Genomic DNA, 19,266 nt, shown 5'->3' with positions numbered 1-19,266 from the left:
ACGCCGTTCAATTCCTCAGACGTGTGACAGTCCATCCAGCCAGCCCTGTACATCGTTCAGCGTCTCGTGACGGGTCAGATCGGTATGCAGCGGCGTGATCGAGACGAAACCGGCCTCGATGGCCGCGAAATCGGTATCCGGACCATCGTCGGCATTTTCCGACACCGCGGCGATCCAGTAGCGGTCGCGCCCGCGCGGATCCTTGACGTGGATCGGCTGCGACGCCGGACCGCGATACCCCAGGCGAGTCACCCGGAATCCGCGAATTTCGCTCCAGGGAAGGTCCGGCACGTTGACGTTGAGCAGACTGCGCGGCGGCAGCGACAGGTTTTCCGCCGCGCCCACCAGGCTGGCCGCGACGCGCCCGGCGGTGTCGAAGTGGCGTTGACCGCAAAGGGAAATCGCGATTGCCGCCATACCCAGATTGCGTCCCTCCATGGCTGCCGCCACCGTGCCGGAATAGAGCACGTCGTCACCCAGGTTGCCGCCGTGATTGATGCCGGAGATCACCAGGTCGGGCTTCTCTTCCCATACCCCGTTGACGCCGAGATAGACACAGTCCGCCGGCGTGCCGTCGACGCTGTAGAAACCGTCGTCGAGCGACGTCAACGCCAATGGCCGCGTCAGCGTCAGCGAGTTGCTGGCGCCGCTCATGTCGCGATCCGGTGCCACCACCCGCAGTCGGGTGTGGCCTTCAAGAGCTTGAGCCAACGCTCTCAACCCCGGGGCATGAACACCGTCGTCGTTGGACAACAACAGTCTGCGCATCTCGTGTCCTCCTGATTGATCGTCAATGCAGCTTGTCCCGATCCAGACGACTGCCCCGAATCGACAGCCCCGGACAACAGCCCGGCCATCAGATCAGCGTCGAATGCCGAAACAGCTCCCGCAGCACCGAGGTAGCAAACGCCCCTCGCGGCAGGGTAAAGGAGAGCCACACTGAATCGCCCTGCGGGGTCCAGTCAGCGTCCTTGAGACGCAGCCGCAACGGCCGTCTGTCGTGGCGCACGCCGGCTTGCACCAGCCCCTCGCTCAGCTCGGCAAAATCCGTCGCGATCGCCGTTTCTCGCTCGGCGACCTGGGCGTCGCTTTCCAGGCGCCCATCGCCCCAAAGCGGCCCGGTGGGATGTAGATCGCCCGCCTCGGCCCTGGTCATTAGGTCCTGATCGACTGTCGCACTCGCGAAACGGCTGGCTGTGCCTTCCAGATTCAGCACATCGCCGGGCTGCGGAACGCACCAGGTGCCATCGGCGACACGAGCCGACAACACCGCATTGAAAAGATAGCTGCGCGCGGTAGAAAGCAGTAGCCCCTGGGGATCCTGGCGCTTGCGCCAGCCGCGAGCCAGCAGTTGCCGGGCGCGATGCAGATTGCGGCCCTCAGGGCCGAAGCGCTGGGGGCCGAAATAATTGGGCACGCCGCCGCTCACCAACCGATCCCAGCGTTCACGCGTGGCACCTGACACGGCCGCCTCGCCGCTGATCCTCAAATGGAAGCGGTTGGCCCGGTGGACGCCACGTTTCAGTTTGCGCGGATGACGCACCGCTTCCAGGCAGGTCACGCCGCGCTCGGCCAGCCCGGCATCCCAATCGGCCGGCGGCTCGCGACCGGGCAAGGCCAGCGAGAACCATTGTCGCGTCACCGCATTGCGGTCCTTGAGGCCGCTATACCCCACATCCCGCACCGGAATATCGACCGCCCGCGCAAGCAGCCGCGCCAGATCCGGCGTGGTCAATCCACGTTTTTCCAGCCACAGCCACCAGTGTTCGCCCTGCCCTTCCGGCGCGAAATCGAACTGCTCCTCGACCTGGAAGTCCTCCGCGCTTTGACGGTACTCCCCGGCAGCAGCCGGCAGGCCCGCGGCATGGTGCCAGCTCGGAGGCCAGTATTCCGTCGATGGCGGTGTCGGCTCGTTCGATGGAGGCTCGCGTTCAGTCATTCAACCGCCGCCCCTGAGGAGCCGCCACTGAAGAGTAATACGACCGCCTCGGCGGCAATGCCTTCGCCGCGTCCGGTAAAGCCGAGCCGTTCGGTCGTCGTCGCCTTGACGTTGACCGCGCCCAGCTCGACACCGATATCGGCGGCGATCGTCTCGCGCATGTGCGGAATCGACTCGGCCATGCGCGGCGCCTGCGCCATCAACGTGGCATCGAGATTGCCGATCCGATAGCCGGCATCGTTCACCAGTCCCACGACGTGGCGCAGCAGCGCCCGGCTGTCCGCCCCTTTCCAGGCCGGATCGGTATCCGGGAAATGACGGCCGATGTCGCCCAGTGCGCAGGCGCCCAGCAGCGCGTCACTGACCGCGTGCAACAGCACGTCGCCGTCGGAATGCGCGACGAAGCCATGCTCGAACGGCAGCCGGACGCCGCCGATCATCAGATGATCGCCCTCGCCGAAACGGTGGACATCGAAACCGTGACCGATTCTGAAACTCATGCTTCGACTCCTTGATCGGTAGCGGTCGACGCCGATTCTGCCGCCAGTTCCGACGCTGATTCTGTCTGGACCGCGAGAATCCGTGCCGCCATGGCGAGATCCTCGGGATGAGTAATCTTGAGATTGTCGCGACTGCCCGCCACCAGCCGAGGCGAAAGCCCCATGGCCTCGATCGCCGAGGCTTCGTCGGTCACTGCCATGCCGGTAGCCAACGCCGCATCGAGTGCCTGGCGCAGCAGATCGAAGCGGAAAACCTGAGGCGTCAGCGCGTGCCAGAGACCTTCACGGGGCTCGGTATGGCTGACGCGGCCACGCTCGTCCGCACGCTTCATGGTGTCGGCGGCCGGTGTCGCCAGCAGTGCGCCGATCGCCTCGTCCTCGAGCGCAGCGCGCAGGGCCTGCAGATCTTCGATCCTGACGCAGGGTCGTGCCGCATCGTGCACCAGCACCCAGTCATCTGCAGCCGCCTGTTCCTCCAGTGTCGCCAACGCCCGGGCTACCGTGTCGGCGCGCTCATCGCCACCGGCGACACGCAGCCAATCCTCGAAGGGCACATCCCGAGGGTCGAAACGGTCGTCGTCGGGATCGAGGCAGAGCCGCAGGACGGCGTCGGGGAAGGCCTGATGCAGGCGCTCGAGCGTGCGTGCCAGCACGCTTCTGCCCTGCAACGAGAGATACTGTTTGGGCCGGTCGGCCTGCATGCGCTGGCCACGGCCGGCGGCGGGTACGATCAACCACAGGGTCATCGCTGCACTACCCCCGTACTGGCGGCCGGGCCATCCTTGGGATCAGCGACACCGGGCACCCAGAAGAACTGTTCGTCCTGGCGAACCATGCCGATGTCACTGCGTGCCCGCTCCTCGATGGCATCGAGACCGTTCTTGAGATCGACGACCTCGGCTGCGAGCCGGTCATTGCGGGCCTGAAGCGTGTCGGTATCGCCTTCGAGAGCGTCGGCGCGCGCCTGGATGTCGTTGAATTCCCGAATACCGCCCTCGCCGAACCACAGCCGATACTGCATCAGCCCCAGCATGACAACCAATACCACAATGACCCATTTCCACATCGCCAAGGCTTCCGATCGGCACGATTCGTTCGTACGGTTGATTTCGCGCGGTTCAATTGACGCCATTCGTCTCGAACGCTCCGCTTCGAACCCGTCGTTGCGGGCACCGCGCCCTAGGCAGGGCAAAGCCGGCCGCTGTCGGCGCGCGGGCCATTATGCCATCATCGCCGCATGCGGCCCACCGCCACGACCGAATCCGGATCGAACACTCAGGTATCAACTGGCCATGTACAAGCTCGCGTTCTTCGTTCCCGAATCTCATCTGGAAAGCGTCAAGGACGCGGTCTTCGCCAGCGGTGCCGGACGCTTCGAGAATTACGAAGCGTGCTGCTTTCAGATGCGCGGGCAGGGCCAGTTTCGGCCTCTTCAAGGCGCTCGGCCGCATATCGGTGCGGTGGATACCCTGGAAATCGTCGAAGAGTATCGGGTCGAGCTGGTATGCGAGGATCTCCGGATACGCGCCGCGATCACGGCGCTGATCGAGGCCCACCCCTACGAAGAACCGGCTTACGACGTGTGGCCGTTGAGCGACCTGGATTCGCTGCCCGAGTCGCCGCTCCAGGCGTGAGACAAGCCTGAAACGAGCCGCCTCTCGCCACTACTGAGCGTCATCAGAGGGTGTTTACAAAGCAGGCGAACGCTGGCAAGACAAGGCGAAATCGAACGAAAAAACGGAGTTTACTTGCCGTAAATGAGTATTTTGAGGTCGATTTCAACGCTGTATTGCCGAGTGCAGCCGTTTTGTAGACGCCCGCTCAAGCGGAGCCGAAGTAACGCTCCCGCTCCGCCTGGCCAATCTGGCTGAGATGCAATTCGAAGGTGCCCCGGCGTCGATCGTCGAAGAAGTGCTTGAGGGTGCGCTCGATGGTCGGAAAGGCGAGTTCGTCCCAGGGAATCTGCGACTCCTCGAACAGCTCGACCTCGAGACTCTCCGGGCCGGCGGCGAAATCGCCGTCGAGATCGCCCAGGAAAATCATGTAGACCTGATTGATGTGCGGCAAGCTGATCAGGGTATACAGTGTCGGATCGGCGACGACGGCGCGGGCCTCCTCGCGCGTTTCACGCAGCGCCGCCTGCTCCACCGTCTCCGCGTTCTCCATGTAACCGGCCGGCAGCGTCCAGAACCCTTTGCGCGGTGCAATGGCCCGGCGGCAGAGCAGAATGCGCTCGCCGGCGACCGGTAGCGTGCCGGCAACGATGCGTGGATTCTGATAATGGATGGTGCCGCAGGCGTCGCACAGGAACCGCGGACGGTCGTCGCCGTCGGGAATCGCGAAACGCACGGTATGCCCGCAGTGGCTACAGTAGTTCATAGAGATTCAAGTCCACAGGATCGCAAATTGAGAGAGCCTCGAGTTCCCGGGACCTCGCAGGAACCGCCAGCCATCGTCGATCGGTACGCTGACCAGTCTAGAGTCGAAAACGCATGTTAGAGACACTCCGCGAACGCCTGCAAGCACATCGCCCCTGTCAATTGGATGACGCCTACCCCCAGGCGGCGGTACTTCTCCCCATCGTCGCTCGTCCCGACCCTACACTACTGTTCACCCAGCGCACGGCGCATCTTGCTCAGCATGCCGGTCAGGTCGCCTTTCCGGGGGGCAAGCGTGAGCCGGAGGATCGGGATCTGCTCGCCACGGCGCTACGGGAATCCCATGAGGAGATCGCTCTCGAGGCCGCCCAGGTCGATATCATCGGGCGCCTGAGTGATGTGATGTCGCTGCATGGCCTGCGGGTGACGCCGTTCGTCGGCCTGATCGCCCCGGACCTGCCACTGCAGGCCGAGCCGGGCGAGATCGCCGCGATCTTCGAGGTACCGCTGCGCTACTTCATCGAGGATCGCCGCAGTCATACCGACGTCATCCCGGTCGACGACCAACCCTGGTACGTTCCCAGCTACCCTTTCGAGAATCGCGTGATCTGGGGCCTGTCCGCGATGATGCTGGTGGAGCTGCTGGCCGTGGGCTTCGGCAGCGATATCGCCCTGGACCGCAAGCCCGCGCAAGGGGAGTTGCGCTATCACCCGCAGCGCCGCCGCCAGACCGCCGCACACTCTCCGCGCGACTCCCGTGCCGCCGGCAAGATAGCCAAGTGAGTTCTCGATGACGCCTATCACCGCGAATGACGCCCTTCACGACTTCTGGGACAGCGCGCAGCTACCCGCGTTGATCGATGGTCTGGTGGAACACGGCTGGTATGTCGGCGAGGGATTTCTGGACGTGACGCTGTGCCGGGAATTGCGGGAAGAGCTGGAGCGACTGCATCATCTGGCCGCGCTGCAGGAGGCGGCCATCGGCCGTGGCGACGAGCGCACACTGCGACGCGACATCCGAGGCGACGCGATCCACTGGCTGGACCGCGAGAGCCTGGCACAGCGACGCTATCTGGCGTTGATGGGCGAGCTCCAGCAGCAGATCAACGTCGCGCTCTACGCGGGGCTGTTCGAATTCGAGGCCCACTTCGCCCACTATCCGCCGGGAGCCTTCTATCGCAAGCACTACGACAGTTTCCGCGGCCGAGCCAACCGCATCATCTCGACGGTGCTCTACCTCAACCCGGACTGGCCTACCGACGGCGGTGGCGAAATGGCGCTCTACGACGAACATGACACCGAGCGCGAGGTGGCCCGCGTGCATCCCGAAGCCGGCACTTTCGCCTGCTTCCTCTCCGATCGCATCCCGCATGAAGTACTGCCGACCCGGCTGCCTCGAGTCAGCATCGCCGGCTGGTTCCGGCGCAATGCCTCGCTCGGTGGCGTGATCGACCCGGCTCGCTGAACCTCGTGCCCACCTGATCAGTCGATCGTCGACCGCTGCCGTCCGGCGGCTTCCGCTTCACGAACTTCCACGCCAGGCGTCACGGGTTCGCTCGCCCCCTCATCCGGCAGTGCCGTTTCCACATCCGGCACCACCTGCGAGAGATCTTCCTGATGTTCGTGCTCGATCGCGCCCTGTACCAGCTCGTCGGTCACGCTGAGCTCGGCGCCCACCACCGACTGCTGCGGATTGGAGGTGAACGGTGCCACCGGCGTCGGTGCCGGACGCCGGCTACGCCGCCAGACGAAGAACGCCACCAGCACCGCACCCAACCCGGCCAGCGCCACGAACAGCCCCACATCGCCGACATGAATCATCAGCGGCGTGATCAGCGGCGGGCTGAGGGTCGCGCCCAGCGCATTGATCAGCAGCAGACCCTGGCTCATTCGCACCAGCGCACCGGCCGGCGCGCGGTCGGCCGCGTGGCTCACCGCCACCGGGTAGAGCGCGAACACGCCTCCGCCGATCAGGAACAGCATGGCCGCCATCAGGCCGGGCAGATCCGGCAGCAGCATGACGCCGCCGCATAGCACTGCCAGCACCCCACCGATCAGAATCAGCACGATCTGACGGTCGTGGCGATCCGACCAGCGGCCGATCGGATACTGCAGCAGCATGCCGCCAAGAATCACGATCGCCATCATCTCGCCGATCTGCTGCACCTCGAAGCCGCTGCGCTGCAGATAGAGCGGCAGCAGGCTGTAGATCGCCGATACCGCCAGGCCCGAACCGAAACAGCCCATGACGCCGGTCGGCGTCACGGTGATCAGTCGCCAGGGCGACAATGGCTCGGCGTGCTCGATCAGCGGCGAGACTCGCGGAATCATGCCCAGCGGCAGCACCGACAACGAGGCCAGCATGGCGATGACCATGAACGGCTGACTGGCACCGGCGTGATCCGCCACGCCCAGTAGTAGCTGTCCGATGACCCCGGCGCCGTAAAGCGCGATCATGTAGAGCGCCAGCAGCCGCCCGCGAACGCGAGTGTCGGCAGCGGTCAGCAGCCAGCTCTCGATCACCAGATAGACGCCCAGCGTCGCCCAGCCACCGATCAGGCGCAGCGTGAACCACAGATCGGCGTTGAGCCACATGCCCTGCAGCAGCACGGTCACTGCAACCAGCGAGGCGAAGCAGGCGTACGCGCGAATGTGGCCGATCCGCAGCAGCAGTCGATCGTTGAACAACGCCCCGATGGCCAGCCCGATGTAATAGGCAGCCGAGACCCAGCCGATGGTGGTGACGGACTCACCGGCCGCATCCAGCCGCAGGGTAATCAGCGAGGCCAGAAAACCGTTGCCGATACCCAGGATGAAAAGACCCAACAGCGGTGCCAGCGCCATGGAGAGCAACTGCCGAGACATAAGGCCACGGACCTCGAAAATGCACAGCGAATAAGCTCGGCGATCGGCACTCGAAGCACCGCAGCCGAAGATTCCGTTCGAGTCATCGTAAGACCGACTCGAACGACCAGAAAGTGGAGTAGCGGCTCGCACGCGGGATCAGCAGAATCGACTCTTGCAGCAGAGGCGACGCCACGGGCGGGAGCGAGCGCACTATACGCCCGGCCCTGCGCCAAAAGAAGCCAAAAAAACGTCTGAAAAAGGCTCTATTGCGCCGCTTTGGCGCATCGCCGCGCTCACCATTATCCGGCGTTATCCAAAGAGTGCGTTTGACCTACAAAATACTATCGAAATGACGCTTCTTGAGGCACGACCGAAGAGTTAGGTGATGGTCGATGTGACGTACCCCGTGATGCCCCAAGACACCGCCAGCGGCTTTTTGCCACATAACGGCGTATGCTTGGCCATTAGCACGCTAATCCGCCTGCTTTTCTCTTCTCCTGCCTCACGACCAGGTCACCATGCCCGCAGATGCTTCCGCCAGTCCCGACAGCCCCGTTTATCGCCAGCCCGGCTTCGCGCCGTTTCTCGCTTCCCGTCTTTGCGCAGTCTTCGCCATGCAGATCCAGGCGATCGTGGTGGCGTGGCAGGTCTACGACATCACCCACGACCCATTGACGCTGGGCTACGTGGGCCTGGCGCAGTTTCTGCCGATGGTCGTGCTGCTACTGCCGGCCGGTGATGTGGTCGATCGCTTCGACCGTAAACGCATCCTCCAGCTCAGTTGGGCCGCTCAGGCACTCTGCAGCGTAATGCTGATTCTGCTGTCGTTGAAACAACCCGATTCGCCGGTGCCCTTCTATGCGGTATTGGTGCTGTTCGGGGCCGCCCGGGCGTTCACCGGGCCGACGTTGCAAAGCCTGCTGCCCCAGATCGTTCCCCGTGACCAACTGGGCAAGGCGATCGCGGTCAACTCGTCGATCATGAAGATCGGTGTCATCGGCGGGCCGATGCTGGGCGGCCTCTTGTATGCCTTCGGCCCGACGCTGACCTACAGCGTCAACCTGGGCTGCTTTGTCGTCGCTCAAATAGCGCTGGCGGGCGTGCCGGTGCGTTACGCATTCGAACGTATCGAGACCACCGACACCGCCTGGCAACGTTTCACCGCCGGCATCCACTACATCCGCAACAAACCGGTGATTCTCGGCGTCATCTCGCTGGACCTGTTCGCCGTGCTGTTCGGCGGCATCGTCGCGCTGCTGCCGGTCTACGCCCACGAAATTCTCCATGTCGGCCCGGAAGGGCTCGGCGCCTTGCGCAGCTCGATCGCCATCGGCGCCTTTCTGATGGGGCTCTATCTCGGCGTACGCGCGATCAAGCGCCACGCCGGGATGATCATGTTCGCGGCGGTGGCGGTGTTCGGCATCGCCAACCTGGTGTTCGCGCTTTCCCACTGGTTCTGGCTCTCGTTCGGCGCGCTACTGATCGCCGGCGCCGCCGACATGATCAGCGTCTACGTCCGCCTGACGCTGTTGCAGCTGGCCACGCCGGACGAGATGCGCGGCCGGGTCAACGCCGTCAACATGCTGTTCATCGGCGCCTCCAACGAGCTCGGCGAGTTCGAATCCGGCGTCACCGCCTCCTGGTTCGGCACCGTGCCCGCGGCGGTCATCGGCTCGGTGGGTACGCTGGCGATCGTCGGGCTATGGATGTGGAGCTTCCCGGTGCTGCGTCGCGCCGACCGGCTCGACGGCGTCGAGGAGGAACCGGTGGAGGCGCCACGCGCGGAACCCGCCGGCAAGTCGATGTAATGCCCAATGACGTTCGCCGGTGGCCAGGAGCAGAGAGCTGCCTGGTCATTTCCGGGTGGCAAGTTTGAAGCCCTGACAGTGGGTTAGCGTCATCTTTCTACCCTCGCCGACGTTTTAATGAGTGCCGACACATTCAAAAACTCGATAAGCTGCTAATACTTCGTAGCAAAAGAACCATTCTTGTCGCCTGCCCGGTACAACCCCGAAGCTAGCTGTGCGAAATCCAAGCTAGAGGCCAAGCGAGACCGCCCGATAACGAAGCGGTCCGCTTTTTCGTTTTCGGACCCCTTACGCAGGCGATAACTCCATGAACCGGCCCGCATTATCGTTTTCGATCGATGGCAATGTCGCCCTCGATTCGCCATCCTTCACGACGCAGCCGCAGTCGATCAGGCAGCAAGATACTTTTCAACGATCATCATCGACTGAGATCCATTGGCAGCGATTTTCCGTTGCCTATGACTACCCCGTCGCGTTTACCCGCGAAATCTTCTCCCCCGACAACTCGCTACTGGCCGACGCCATTTCACGCAAAGAGCCGGGCAAGAATCACCGCTGCCTGATTTACGTCGACGCCGGCATTGCCGCTACCTGGCCGGATCTCGAGTCCCGAATCAACGCCTACTTCGCTACCCATGCGAGTCAGATGACCCTGGTGACCGCACCGATTACCGTGCCGGGTGGAGAAGCCATCAAGACCAACCGGGAGACGATCGACCGGGTGCTGGAAGATATCCAGCGCTTTGGTGTCGATCGACATGCCTACGTCATCGTCATCGGCGGCGGCGCAGTGCTGGATGCACTCGGACTCGCCGCGGCCATGGGCCATCGCGGTGTGCGATTGATTCGCCTGCCGACCACCGTGCTGTCGCAGAACGACAGCGGCGTCGGGGTCAAGAATGCCGTCAACTTCAAAGGCCACAAGAACTTTATCGGTACCTTCGCGCCACCCTGGGCGGTGCTCAACGACTTCGACTTTCTGAGCACACTCTCGCGACGGGACCGAATCGCCGGTATCTCCGAAGCGATCAAGGTGGCTTTGATTCGCGATGGCGCTTTCTTCGACTGGCTGGAAGCCAATGCCGATTCGTTGGCCGAGTTCGACCCGCGCACCGAAGAGATCATGATCCGGCGCAGTGCCGAACTGCACATGCAGCAGATCGGCCGCGGTGGCGATCCGTTCGAGCTGGGCTCGTCGCGCCCGCTGGATTACGGGCACTGGTCAGCGCACAAACTCGAGGCGTTGACCCACCACGGCATCAGCCACGGTGAAGCCGTCGCCATCGGCATCGCCCTCGATGCCCGTTACTCCGTATTGACGGGCCTGCTCCCCGTCGGTGCCGAGTGGCGCATCGTGTGGCTGTTAAAGCGCCTGGGTCTGCCGGTCTTCCATGCCCAGTTGCTGGAAATCGATGACGATGGCCAACCCGCCATACTGACGGGCCTCAGAGAATTCCAGGAACATCTCGGCGGTGAGCTGACGATTACGCTGCTGGCCGGCCTGGGTCGTGGGCATGACGTTCACGAGATCGATGAAACCACCATGACAGCCGCGATCGACTGGCTGCGAGAAGAGGCGAATAGCCATGCAGCTGCCTGATGATCTGGGTCAACTGACCTACTGTCTCAATATTCATCCGACCCAGACCTGGGAAGCCGTGCGTGAAGCACTGCTAGGGCCGGTGAAACGGGTGCGTGAAGCCGTCTCCCCCGAGGCGACCTTCGGCGTGGGGTTGCGCCTGTCGGCTCAGGCGCTGGAGGAGCTTCGCGCCCCCGATGCACGGGCCGAGCTCAAGGACATTCTCGCCCGGGAGAACTACCGCATAGTGACCATGAACGGATTCCCGTTCGGCCCCTTCCACGGCATCCCGGTCAAACAGAACGTCTATCAGCCCGACTGGAAGCAGCGCGCCCGGCTCGACTACACCTGCTGGCTGGCCGATCTGATGAGTGAACTCGGTGCCGCTGGCGACACCTTGAGCCTGAGCACCGTGCCCGGTACCTATAAGCCGCTGGCCGAGGGCGCGGAAGCGCAGATGGCGGACAATATGCTCAAGGCGGCGGCTCACTGTGTCGAGCTCGCCCAGAAGACCCAGGTGACCATCGCGATTGCACTGGAGCCCGAGCCCCACTGCTTCCTGGAAACCATCGCGGAAACCGTTGCCTTCTTCCGCGACTGGCTCTATTCCGACGCCGCCGCAGTTCGCCTGAGCGAACTCAGTGGCTTGTCGCTCGACGAGGCGAAGCAGGCGCTGCCACGCCACCTCGGCGTCTGCTACGACGTCTGTCACGCCGCAGTCGAGTTCGAAGATCCGACCACCAGCATCGAAGCCCTGCGCACGGCAGGCATTCCCATCCACAAGCTGCAACTGAGCGCGGCGCTGCGGATTCCGCAATTCGATGCCGCCAAACGCGAGGCGCTGGCGCCATTCTGCGAACGCACCTATCTACACCAGGTCGTGGTCGCCGCAGATGACGGGCTGGTGCGGTATGCGGACCTCCCCGAGGCTTTGGCTGACGACGCCCGCACCGATGGCGAGGAGTGGCGAGTGCACTTTCACGTGCCGATCTTCGTGGACGCCATTGCGCCGTTCGAGACCACGCAGTCGTTTCTCGCCGAGATTCTCGCTCTGCATCGTCAGCAGCCGATTTCCCAGCATCTGGAAGTGGAGACCTACACATGGCAGGTATTACCGGAGAACCTACGCACCGAGAGCGTGGAGACGGCGGTGGCGCGAGAGCTGAACTGGGTCAAACAGCAGCTGACCTGAGCGTGCCAATGTCAGAACCAGAATCTTCCACGCTACGGAGTTCAAGGGTGCCCGGGCTCAACTCCAAGGTCTGGCTGGAGCTGGGCCGGGTTTCCAACCTGCCAACGGTCTGGAGCAACGCGCTGGCCGGCATCGTGTTGGCCGGCGCCGGGGCGGGCGCTCTATGGCACACTCCCTCGGCTCTCGCTCTGCTTCTGGCTTTGACGCTGTTTTACCTCGGCGGGATGTACCTCAATGACGCTTGCGATGCCGAGATCGACGCGCGTGAGCGCGCCGATCGGCCTATCCCGCGGGGCGACATCGATCGTTTGATCGTCACGCTGCTGGGGGCCGGGATGCTCGCACTGGGTAGCCTGCTGCTGTTTCTGAGCGATCTCTCCGCCGGGGTGATGGGGCTTGCACTGGTCGCCGCGATCCTGAGCTACGACTGGTGGCACAAGCGGATCGGCTGGAGCCCGGTACTGATGGGGGCATGCCGCCTGCTGACCTACCTGACGGCCGCTCTGGCTGTCACCAGCACGCTCAACGACATGGTCATCTGGGGCGCGCTCGGTCTCGCCTGTCATGTCGTCGGCCTGACCTATGCCGCTCGTCAGGAAGCCTACGACCGGCTGGGTGCCGCCTGGCCCCTCGGCATATTGGCCGTACCCGTCGTCCTGATGCTGGCGACCATGCTGACCGGCCCTGAACCTTCGCTGCTCGCCCTGGCGCTGTGGCTGGGCTATCTGGCCTGGGGAGCGCGCTGCCTGATGTGGCTGGTTCGCCGCGCACCGGGGGACGTGCCCCGTGCCGTCGTGGGTCTGATCGCCGCCATCTCGCTCTATGACGCCACGCTGATGGCGGCCATGGGCGCGGATGGGATGGCTCTGCTGGGCGTGCTGGCATTCGCCGCGACCTTGGCGCTGCAGCGAGTGACTTCCGGCACTTGAACACTGGGAGAGGCAGCATTTGATCGCCGACAACCTCTGAAACACAAAAAGCCGGGGCGGCATCGTTAAGGTGCCGGCCCGGCTTGCCTGCGTTTCTCGATATCTCCTATGCCATGACTCGACGCTGAAGCGCGACCGCCTCAGGCGCTGGCAGCATCGGCGGCGGTCTCCCGCGGCGACGTATCGCCTTTCTCGTCCCCGAATACATGTGTCAGTACCAGCGCCTTGAAATCGACGGCCTTGAGCGCGCCCTGAGGCAGCAGATCCGCTTCGGACGAGATCACCAGCGGCCCCATGTCTGGGTCGTCTGTCACCCGCCCGTGGGCGCCCTTGACCAGCGTGGTGTCCTTGAGCGAAATGACATCCAGCAGCTGGCGCATGCCCAGCTTGCGCTTGGCGAGACGCCAGCCCGCCGACAGTTTGGGCGACTTCAGCGCAGGATCGAAGAACAACTCCACCGGGTCGTACCCCGGCTTGCGGTGGATATCGACGGTACGCGCATAGTCCGGCGCCAAGGCATCATCCAGCCAGTAGTAGTAGCTGAACCAGCGGTCGGATTTGGCAATCGCCACCAGATCGCCCGAGTTGGGATGATCGAGCCCCTGTTCACGCTTCTCGCTGTCTCCCCAGACGGCCTCCACGCCTTCGAGCCCTTCGAGCAGCGCCCTGACTTTGGGAATTTCTGCGGGATCGCGGACATAGACGTGTGCCACCTGGTGGTCGGCCACCGCGAACGCCCGCGACGCTCCGGCATCGAGCTGTTCGCGCCCATGCTCCTCCCGACGTACGGCGACCAGACCCGCTTCGCGCAGGGCACGATTGATATGCACGGCATCGCGCACCGGGGTGATGCCATATTCGGACACCACGATGACCCGCCGCCCTTCCCGGTCGGCCGCGTCGATCAGCTCGCCGCACAACGCATCGACGTCTCTGAGGTCACGCTGCAATTCAGGGTGGGCAAGATCCGGCCCGAGACGCTGGAGGTTGTAGTCGAGATGCGGCAGGTAAGTCAGCGTCAGTGTCGGGTCGCGGGTTTCCATGACATGGCGCGTGGCATCGCTGATCCAGCGGCTAGAGGAGATGTCGGCCATCGGCCCCCAGAAGCTGAACAGCGGAAACGTTCCCAATCGTTCGTCGAGTTCGTCATGCAGTGCAGGCGGATAGGTGTAATGATCCGGCAACTTGCGACCGTCTGCAGGGTACATGGGCCGAGGAGTCGCGCTCCAGTCTGCCGTCGAGTACATGTTGTACCACCAGAACAGTTTGGCGCAGGTAAAGTCGGGATTCTTCCGTTTGCCGGCCTCCCAGATCTTTTCACCGGCGACCAGGCGATTGGATTGGCGCCAGAACCAGACCTCGGCGAGATCCTTGAAATACCAGCCATTGGCCACCGCACCGTGCTCGCCGGGGGACAAACCGGTCGCGAGCGTTGCCTGGACACTACAGGTCACCGCAGGCGTTACGGTATCGAGCGGTCGCAACCCGCCCCGCTCGGCCAGGCGTTTCAAGGCCGGTGTATGTTCACCGACCAGTTGGGGCGTCAGCCCCACCACGAGAATTACCAGGGTATTGTGCATGGTACCTGTCTGCCGATTCAGTCATCTGATTACCATCGTCACGAACCTATCGAAACGATATGTAAAGACTGCATATCAGCCAGGCAGAAGCCAGACAACCGGCATTCACTTTTTCACTCCATTATACGAAATTATGACTAAACACCTGACTGAATCGGGATGAAAAGGGATTAAAACCTTCCTGTTAAAAACCAATTTATCGTTCAGAAATGGCGCTTTAATTAGCCAGATAATTGAGCTTGGGGATTGTTTTCAACAGCCGATAGAGTAGTGCCATCGAATATCAGGCCGGAATTTTTACATGCCCGTTACATCCTTGGCGCTGCTGCGCGAGTGGGTCTGTCGCCAGACACCTGAACAGGCCTACTGGCTGAAGACGCAATACGCCCGACTCGGCGAGAGCGCTAACGAACGTGATCTGCACCTGTTTCTGGGTCTCGCGCCCCGTCGTCTCGGCAAGCAGGATCTGATCCTGTCACCGACTGATCTGGCGCTGGCGAATCAGGCCTACCCCGGTTGGAACCCCTCGGGCTGGAGTCTCGATGGCGCGGCCCGTATCGCCGCCTTGCTTATCTTCCAGGGCCCGCGACCGTTCCCGGCCACGTTTCAGGATCTGGTCAGAACCGCCGATGCCCGCGAACTGGTCACGCTGTATCGCGGCCTGGCGCTCTACCCTCAACCGCAGTTGCTGAGTTTCGAGGTGGGTGAGGGGCTGCGCTCCAACATGCGGGCCGTGTTCGAGTCCATCGTTCACCGCAACCCCTACCCGCGCGACCACTTCGACGAGCACCGCTGGAACCACATGGTGCTCAAGGCGCTGTTCATCGGCAGTCGATTGGGTCCCTTCGTCGGCCTGGACGAACGTGCCAACGTCGAGCTGGCGAGAATTCTGCTCGATTACGCCCAGGAGCGCTGGGCCGCCGGACGCCAGGTCAGCCCTGAACTGTGGCGCTGCATCGGCCCGTTCGCGGAGAGCGTCTCGGCTTACGAAGCCCTTGAGCGCGCACTGGCGGGAACACCCGACGAACGTGGCGCGGCGACTCTCGCGTTGATCGCTGCCGACACCCCTTCCGCTCGAACCCTGTTGCTGACGACACCCGCCACCACCGCACTGGTGGCCGAGGGCCGCATCAATTGGGACAACCTGACTTTGCTAGAGGCCGCCTGAGATGTTCATCGATCCCCATGCCCACATGGTGTCCCGTACCACCGACGACTACGAGGCCATGGCCGCCGCCGGCATTGTGGCGCTGGTCGAACCGGCCTTCTGGGTCGGCCAGCCGCGTACCTTCGTCGGCACTTATGTCGACTACCTGTCTTCGCTGGTCGGCTGGGAGCGCTTCCGCGCCGGCCAGTTCGGCATTCGCCACTACTGCACCATCGGCCTCAATTCCAAGGAAGCCAACAACGAAGCGCTGGCCGAGGGCGTGATGGAGTGGCTGCCACGCTTCGCCATGAAGGAAGGCGTGGTCGCCATCGGCGAGATCGGCTACGACGAGCAGACACCGCTCGAGGACAAGTATTTTCGGGCCCAACTGGCCCTGGCCAAGGAGCTCGAGCTGCCGGTCATGGTGCATACCCCGCATCGCGACAAGAAGCGTGGCACTTCGCGCTCGATGGACGTGTGCGAGGAGATGGGGCTCGATCCCTCCTGGGTCGTGATCGATCACAACAATGAAGAGACGGTACGCGAGACACTGGATCGGGGTTACTGGGCCGGCTTCTCGATCTATCCCTCGACCAAGATGGGCAATGCGCGCATGGTCGAACTGCTCAAGCAGTACGGCGGGGACCGCATCATCGTCGACAGCGCCTGCGATTGGGGAATTTCCGACTGCCTTGGCGTCCCCAAGACGGCGCAGCTGGCGCTCGAATCCGGCATCGCCGAATCCGTGGTGCGTCGGGTCACCTATGAAAACGCACTCACGGTCTATGGCAAGAGCGGTCAGATGCACGCCGCCGACTGGCTCGATCCGGCCCCCATCGACCAGCGCACGCTATTCGAAGGCAACTCGATTCTGCGTGGCGGCCGCGATCCTCTTGTCGAGGCAACTCCCGCAAGGCGCCGAGACAATCTGCTCATCGAATGACGCCCGCGTTCCCTCCTATTCGTCATCAGTCACCGGCATTTCCTACCGCTATCTCTTATCGATAATTTCAGCGGAGTGGCAACCGACGCCTCTCGACGGCAAAATGCGGACAACTACCGCACGCCGACGAGAGGAATCTCATGCCTTCGCCGATCGATAACGTCGTCGCAGAATCCAATACCGCAGCGAGGCGACCGGACACCACGCTGGCCATGATCGTCTACGCGTTGTTGCTCGGCGTCTTCATCACCGGCATCACCCCGGTGATTGGCGTGATCATTGCCTATGTCTATCGGGGTAACGGTCCACGCTGGCTGGACGAGCACTATCGCTACCATATTCGTACTTTCTGGATCGGCCTGCTCTACGCCTGCATCAGTTGGATACTGGCCTTCGTGCTGATCGGATTCGTGCTCATGGCACTGCAGGCCGTGTGGCTGATCGTGCGTTGCGTGATCGGGTTCAAGGCATTGCAGGAACACCGCGCACCTGACAAGGTCGAGAGCTGGCTATGGTAACCGGCCCGCCAAGTCGACGCGCAATGAAGAAGAGAAACGCATGATCGAAAGTCTGCAAGCTCGCGCCATCCATCTGCTCTGGCGCCTGCTGTCGCATTGGCGTTTGAAAACGATCTGGTCACTGGCTGGTCTGGCCAGCCACGTGCTGTATGCCGTTTCCCGACGCGAACGTCACGTCACTCGACGCAATCTGGAGGTTGCTTATCCTGATGAGTCCAGCGAAAAGCGCCGCGACCGGATCAAGACCAGCCTGCGCCATTCCGCCGCCACCATGCTGGAGCTCGGATTCGCCTGGCTTGCCAGGCCGAAGCGCGTCGAAGCGTCGGTCGTCGAGGTCCACGGCCGCGAGCTACTCGACAATGCGCGCGCCGACAATCGCGGTGTGATCGTGCTGGCGCCGCATTTCGGCAACTGGGAAATGCTCAATTTCTGGCTATCCAGCCACTTCCCTTTCACCGCGATGTACGAGCCGCCCAAGATTGCCGACCTCGACCCTGTCATCCGTCATGGTCGCGAACGAATGGGCGCCGAACTGGTACCGACCAACCCGCGTGGCGTCGCCGCCCTGCTCAAGGCGCTCAAGCGTGCCGAAGCCGTGGGGATCCTGCCGGACCAGGAGCCCGACTGGGGCAGCGGTGTCTTCGCCGGCTTCTTCGGCCGCCCCGCCTATACCGCCACGCTGCTGCCCAAGCTGGTAGCGCGTACCCAGGCTCGTGTGGTCACCGGTGTCGCCAGGCGCCTGCCTGAAGGCCGCGGCTTCGCGATTCATTTTCTCGCCGCCGACAACCGCGTCTACGACAGCGACGAGGTGACATCGGCCGCCGGTGTCAATGCCTGCGTCGAAGCCGCCATCGCCCTCGACCCGGCTCAGTATCAGTGGGAATACAAGCGCTGGAAGAAGACCGAGCTGGAGCAGCAGAAGGTTCCCGGATATCGCGAACAGCGCCTGTACAGCAAGCGTTGATCGTCGAGGGATCGGGGCATGGAAAGCCCCGTGTTATCGAAACAACCGCGTTACTGCGCCAGACCGCCGAAACGTCCTGCCTGGTAATCGTCGATCGCCGTGGCGATCTCGTCACGAGTATTCATCACGAATGGACCGTGCGACACCACCGGTTCCTCGATCGCATCAGCGTGGCCGAATAGCAGTCGAGCGTCGGAGGTGGCTTCGATTTCGACGCTATCGCCGCCACGATCTAGTTCGACCAGATGCCGCGGCTTGACCGGTTCGCCGCCCACCGTCACCTCGCCATCGACGACGTAAAGAAAGACCTGGCGGCCACTCGGCGCCGTCAGCCGATGGCTCGCGCCGGCGGGAAGCGACAGCGTCGACATGAAGACGTCGGTCAGAGTCTCGATGGGGCCTGTCGATGCGCCGTGCTCACCGGCGATCAGACAAAGCTCGCCGCCACCGTCCAGCGCAATGGCCGGGATCGAATCTCGCTGCAGCCCGACGTAGCGCGGTTCAGTCATCTTCAGGCTGGCCGGCAGATTGATCCATAGCTGCAGAATCTCCAGCGGGCCGCCGTCACGCAGAAACTCGGGCGGTGAAATTTCGGCATGCACGATGCCACTGCCCGCCGTCATCCACTGCACGCCACCGGCACGAATCACGCTCTGGTGATCGGCACTATCGGCGTGCGCCAGCGAACCTTCGAGAATGAAGGTCACGGTCTCGAACCCTCGGTGCGGGTGGGGCCCGAACGGCAGCCCGCCGTTGTTGGCCGGATAGACCTGCGGCCCGTGATGGTTGAGAAACAGGAAGGGGTCGAGCTGATCGAGCCCGGGACCCGGTAACGGCCGGCGAGTCGTCAGATCGCCGATGTCGTCGCGAATGGCCGGGTGCTGGGCGATGATACGGCGTGCTACGAATGCAGACATAAAGGTTTCCTTGATTCGTTTGATT

The 19,266-nt window shown here is 63.1% G+C and carries 20 protein-coding genes; 11 read left to right on the top strand and 9 right to left on the bottom strand.

Annotation, left to right across the window (positions count from 1 at the left end):
* Positions 1 to 15: 15 nt before the first annotated feature.
* The 5 genes from surE to ftsB form a co-directional block, all read right to left on the bottom strand.
* A complete protein-coding gene (gene surE, locus ACUN9V_RS07910) occupies positions 16 to 768 on the bottom strand; it encodes a 5'/3'-nucleotidase SurE (RefSeq protein ID WP_075563346.1) in 753 nt (250 codons plus the stop codon).
* An 88-nt stretch (positions 769 to 856) separates the two neighbouring features.
* Positions 857 to 1,939, bottom strand: coding sequence for a tRNA pseudouridine(13) synthase TruD (truD, locus tag ACUN9V_RS07905; protein ID WP_445511005.1), 1,083 nt, complete (start codon positions 1,937 to 1,939; stop codon positions 857 to 859).
* Entirely contained in the window at positions 1,936 to 2,439 is a 504-nt protein-coding gene (gene ispF / locus ACUN9V_RS07900; protein WP_439284000.1) for a 2-C-methyl-D-erythritol 2,4-cyclodiphosphate synthase, read from the bottom strand. The genes truD and ispF overlap by 4 nt, the downstream gene beginning before the upstream one ends.
* On the bottom strand, positions 2,436 to 3,185 hold the full coding sequence (ispD, locus tag ACUN9V_RS07895) for a 2-C-methyl-D-erythritol 4-phosphate cytidylyltransferase (protein WP_445511004.1): 750 nt from the start codon (positions 3,183 to 3,185) through the stop codon (positions 2,436 to 2,438). Before ispD ends, ispF begins: the two co-directional genes overlap by 4 nt.
* Entirely contained in the window at positions 3,182 to 3,505 is a 324-nt protein-coding gene (ftsB, locus tag ACUN9V_RS07890; protein WP_075563366.1) for a cell division protein FtsB, read from the bottom strand. Before ftsB ends, ispD begins: the two co-directional genes overlap by 4 nt.
* Positions 3,506 to 3,731: 226 nt before the next feature.
* Here ftsB and ACUN9V_RS07885 point away from each other — a divergent pair, with 226 nt between their 5' ends.
* The gene (locus tag ACUN9V_RS07885) at positions 3,732 to 4,073 is read left to right on the top strand and encodes an NGG1p interacting factor NIF3 (protein WP_445511003.1); all 342 of its coding nucleotides are present in this window, start codon (positions 3,732 to 3,734) and stop codon (positions 4,071 to 4,073) included.
* Between the two features lie 187 nt (positions 4,074 to 4,260).
* Here the strand turns inward: ACUN9V_RS07885 and ACUN9V_RS07880 are convergent, their stop codons facing one another.
* The gene (locus ACUN9V_RS07880) at positions 4,261 to 4,818 is read right to left on the bottom strand and encodes an NUDIX hydrolase (protein ID WP_110692310.1); all 558 of its coding nucleotides are present in this window, start codon (positions 4,816 to 4,818) and stop codon (positions 4,261 to 4,263) included.
* A 113-nt stretch (positions 4,819 to 4,931) separates the two neighbouring features.
* On the opposite strand from ACUN9V_RS07880, the gene ACUN9V_RS07875 reads away from it, so the two are divergent.
* The gene (locus ACUN9V_RS07875; protein WP_445511002.1) at positions 4,932 to 5,600 is read left to right on the top strand and encodes a CoA pyrophosphatase; all 669 of its coding nucleotides are present in this window, start codon (positions 4,932 to 4,934) and stop codon (positions 5,598 to 5,600) included.
* 7 nt (positions 5,601 to 5,607) lie between these two features.
* Entirely contained in the window at positions 5,608 to 6,282 is a 675-nt protein-coding gene (locus ACUN9V_RS07870; RefSeq protein WP_445511001.1) for a 2OG-Fe(II) oxygenase, read from the top strand.
* 17 nt (positions 6,283 to 6,299) lie between these two features.
* Here the strand turns inward: ACUN9V_RS07870 and ACUN9V_RS07865 are convergent, their stop codons facing one another.
* Positions 6,300 to 7,682, bottom strand: coding sequence for an MFS transporter (locus ACUN9V_RS07865; RefSeq protein ID WP_445511000.1), 1,383 nt, complete (start codon positions 7,680 to 7,682; stop codon positions 6,300 to 6,302).
* Positions 7,683 to 8,182: 500 nt separating this feature from the next.
* Between ACUN9V_RS07865 and ACUN9V_RS07860 the strand changes: the two genes are divergently transcribed.
* The 4 genes from ACUN9V_RS07860 (at position 8,183) to ACUN9V_RS07845 (ending at position 13,172) form a co-directional block, all read left to right on the top strand.
* Positions 8,183 to 9,472 (top strand): MFS transporter, encoded by a 1,290-nt coding sequence (locus ACUN9V_RS07860; RefSeq protein WP_445510999.1) that lies wholly within the window; start codon positions 8,183 to 8,185, stop codon positions 9,470 to 9,472.
* A 307-nt stretch (positions 9,473 to 9,779) separates the two neighbouring features.
* On the top strand, positions 9,780 to 11,072 hold the full coding sequence (locus ACUN9V_RS07855; protein ID WP_445510998.1) for a 3-dehydroquinate synthase: 1,293 nt from the start codon (positions 9,780 to 9,782) through the stop codon (positions 11,070 to 11,072).
* Positions 11,059 to 12,243: a metabolite traffic protein EboE gene (eboE, locus tag ACUN9V_RS07850; RefSeq protein ID WP_445510997.1), complete on the top strand. Its 1,185-nt coding sequence runs from the start codon at positions 11,059 to 11,061 to the stop codon at positions 12,241 to 12,243. Before ACUN9V_RS07855 ends, eboE begins: the two co-directional genes overlap by 14 nt.
* Positions 12,244 to 12,290: 47 nt before the next feature.
* Positions 12,291 to 13,172 (top strand): UbiA family prenyltransferase, encoded by an 882-nt coding sequence (locus ACUN9V_RS07845; protein ID WP_445510996.1) that lies wholly within the window; start codon positions 12,291 to 12,293, stop codon positions 13,170 to 13,172.
* Positions 13,173 to 13,312: 140 nt separating this feature from the next.
* Here ACUN9V_RS07845 and ACUN9V_RS07840 read toward each other — a convergent pair whose 3' ends face one another.
* A complete protein-coding gene (locus ACUN9V_RS07840) occupies positions 13,313 to 14,752 on the bottom strand; it encodes an alkaline phosphatase family protein (protein WP_445510995.1) in 1,440 nt (479 codons plus the stop codon).
* 301 nt (positions 14,753 to 15,053) lie between these two features.
* Between ACUN9V_RS07840 and ACUN9V_RS07835 the strand changes: the two genes are divergently transcribed.
* The 4 genes from ACUN9V_RS07835 to ACUN9V_RS07820 all read left to right on the top strand — a co-directional run bounded on the left by ACUN9V_RS07835 (position 15,054) and on the right by ACUN9V_RS07820 (position 18,324).
* Positions 15,054 to 15,920 (top strand): EboA domain-containing protein, encoded by an 867-nt coding sequence (locus ACUN9V_RS07835; protein WP_445510994.1) that lies wholly within the window; start codon positions 15,054 to 15,056, stop codon positions 15,918 to 15,920.
* 1 nt (position 15,921) lies between these two features.
* The gene (locus ACUN9V_RS07830) at positions 15,922 to 16,842 is read left to right on the top strand and encodes a TatD family hydrolase (protein WP_075563744.1); all 921 of its coding nucleotides are present in this window, start codon (positions 15,922 to 15,924) and stop codon (positions 16,840 to 16,842) included.
* Between the two features lie 140 nt (positions 16,843 to 16,982).
* Positions 16,983 to 17,360: a DUF4870 family protein gene (locus ACUN9V_RS07825; protein WP_075563745.1), complete on the top strand. Its 378-nt coding sequence runs from the start codon at positions 16,983 to 16,985 to the stop codon at positions 17,358 to 17,360.
* 40 nt (positions 17,361 to 17,400) lie between these two features.
* Entirely contained in the window at positions 17,401 to 18,324 is a 924-nt protein-coding gene (locus tag ACUN9V_RS07820) for a lysophospholipid acyltransferase family protein (protein ID WP_445510993.1), read from the top strand.
* Positions 18,325 to 18,374: 50 nt separating this feature from the next.
* Here ACUN9V_RS07820 and ACUN9V_RS07815 read toward each other — a convergent pair whose 3' ends face one another.
* Complete coding sequence (locus ACUN9V_RS07815; RefSeq protein ID WP_445510992.1) at positions 18,375 to 19,241, bottom strand: pirin family protein; 867 nt, start codon at positions 19,239 to 19,241, stop codon at positions 18,375 to 18,377.
* Positions 19,242 to 19,266: the final 25 nt, after the last annotated feature.

Source organism: Salinicola sp. V024 (genome assembly GCF_052645315.1).
Note: the sequence above shows the minus strand (reverse complement) of the source record. Positions and strands in the feature narration are given on the sequence as shown.

What these genes read in the sequence shown, in the direction of transcription:
- surE (WP_075563346.1), bottom strand. Translation starts at nt 768, where the DNA reads ATGCGCAGACTGTTGTTGTCCAACGACGACGGTGTTCATGCCCCGGGG.
- truD (WP_445511005.1), bottom strand. Translation starts at nt 1,939, where the DNA reads ATGACTGAACGCGAGCCTCCATCGAACGAGCCGACACCGCCATCGACG.
- ispF (WP_439284000.1), bottom strand. Translation starts at nt 2,439, where the DNA reads ATGAGTTTCAGAATCGGTCACGGTTTCGATGTCCACCGTTTCGGCGAG.
- ispD (WP_445511004.1), bottom strand. Translation starts at nt 3,185, where the DNA reads ATGACCCTGTGGTTGATCGTACCCGCCGCCGGCCGTGGCCAGCGCATG.
- ftsB (WP_075563366.1), bottom strand. Translation starts at nt 3,505, where the DNA reads ATGTGGAAATGGGTCATTGTGGTATTGGTTGTCATGCTGGGGCTGATG.
- ACUN9V_RS07885 (WP_445511003.1), top strand. Translation starts at nt 3,732, where the DNA reads ATGTACAAGCTCGCGTTCTTCGTTCCCGAATCTCATCTGGAAAGCGTC.
- ACUN9V_RS07880 (WP_110692310.1), bottom strand. Translation starts at nt 4,818, where the DNA reads ATGAACTACTGTAGCCACTGCGGGCATACCGTGCGTTTCGCGATTCCC.
- ACUN9V_RS07875 (WP_445511002.1), top strand. Translation starts at nt 4,932, where the DNA reads ATGTTAGAGACACTCCGCGAACGCCTGCAAGCACATCGCCCCTGTCAA.
- ACUN9V_RS07870 (WP_445511001.1), top strand. Translation starts at nt 5,608, where the DNA reads ATGACGCCTATCACCGCGAATGACGCCCTTCACGACTTCTGGGACAGC.
- ACUN9V_RS07865 (WP_445511000.1), bottom strand. Translation starts at nt 7,682, where the DNA reads ATGTCTCGGCAGTTGCTCTCCATGGCGCTGGCACCGCTGTTGGGTCTT.
- ACUN9V_RS07860 (WP_445510999.1), top strand. Translation starts at nt 8,183, where the DNA reads ATGCCCGCAGATGCTTCCGCCAGTCCCGACAGCCCCGTTTATCGCCAG.
- ACUN9V_RS07855 (WP_445510998.1), top strand. Translation starts at nt 9,780, where the DNA reads ATGAACCGGCCCGCATTATCGTTTTCGATCGATGGCAATGTCGCCCTC.
- eboE (WP_445510997.1), top strand. Translation starts at nt 11,059, where the DNA reads ATGCAGCTGCCTGATGATCTGGGTCAACTGACCTACTGTCTCAATATT.
- ACUN9V_RS07840 (WP_445510995.1), bottom strand. Translation starts at nt 14,752, where the DNA reads ATGCACAATACCCTGGTAATTCTCGTGGTGGGGCTGACGCCCCAACTG.
- ACUN9V_RS07835 (WP_445510994.1), top strand. Translation starts at nt 15,054, where the DNA reads ATGCCCGTTACATCCTTGGCGCTGCTGCGCGAGTGGGTCTGTCGCCAG.
- ACUN9V_RS07830 (WP_075563744.1), top strand. Translation starts at nt 15,922, where the DNA reads ATGTTCATCGATCCCCATGCCCACATGGTGTCCCGTACCACCGACGAC.
- ACUN9V_RS07825 (WP_075563745.1), top strand. Translation starts at nt 16,983, where the DNA reads ATGCCTTCGCCGATCGATAACGTCGTCGCAGAATCCAATACCGCAGCG.
- ACUN9V_RS07820 (WP_445510993.1), top strand. Translation starts at nt 17,401, where the DNA reads ATGATCGAAAGTCTGCAAGCTCGCGCCATCCATCTGCTCTGGCGCCTG.
- ACUN9V_RS07815 (WP_445510992.1), bottom strand. Translation starts at nt 19,241, where the DNA reads ATGTCTGCATTCGTAGCACGCCGTATCATCGCCCAGCACCCGGCCATT.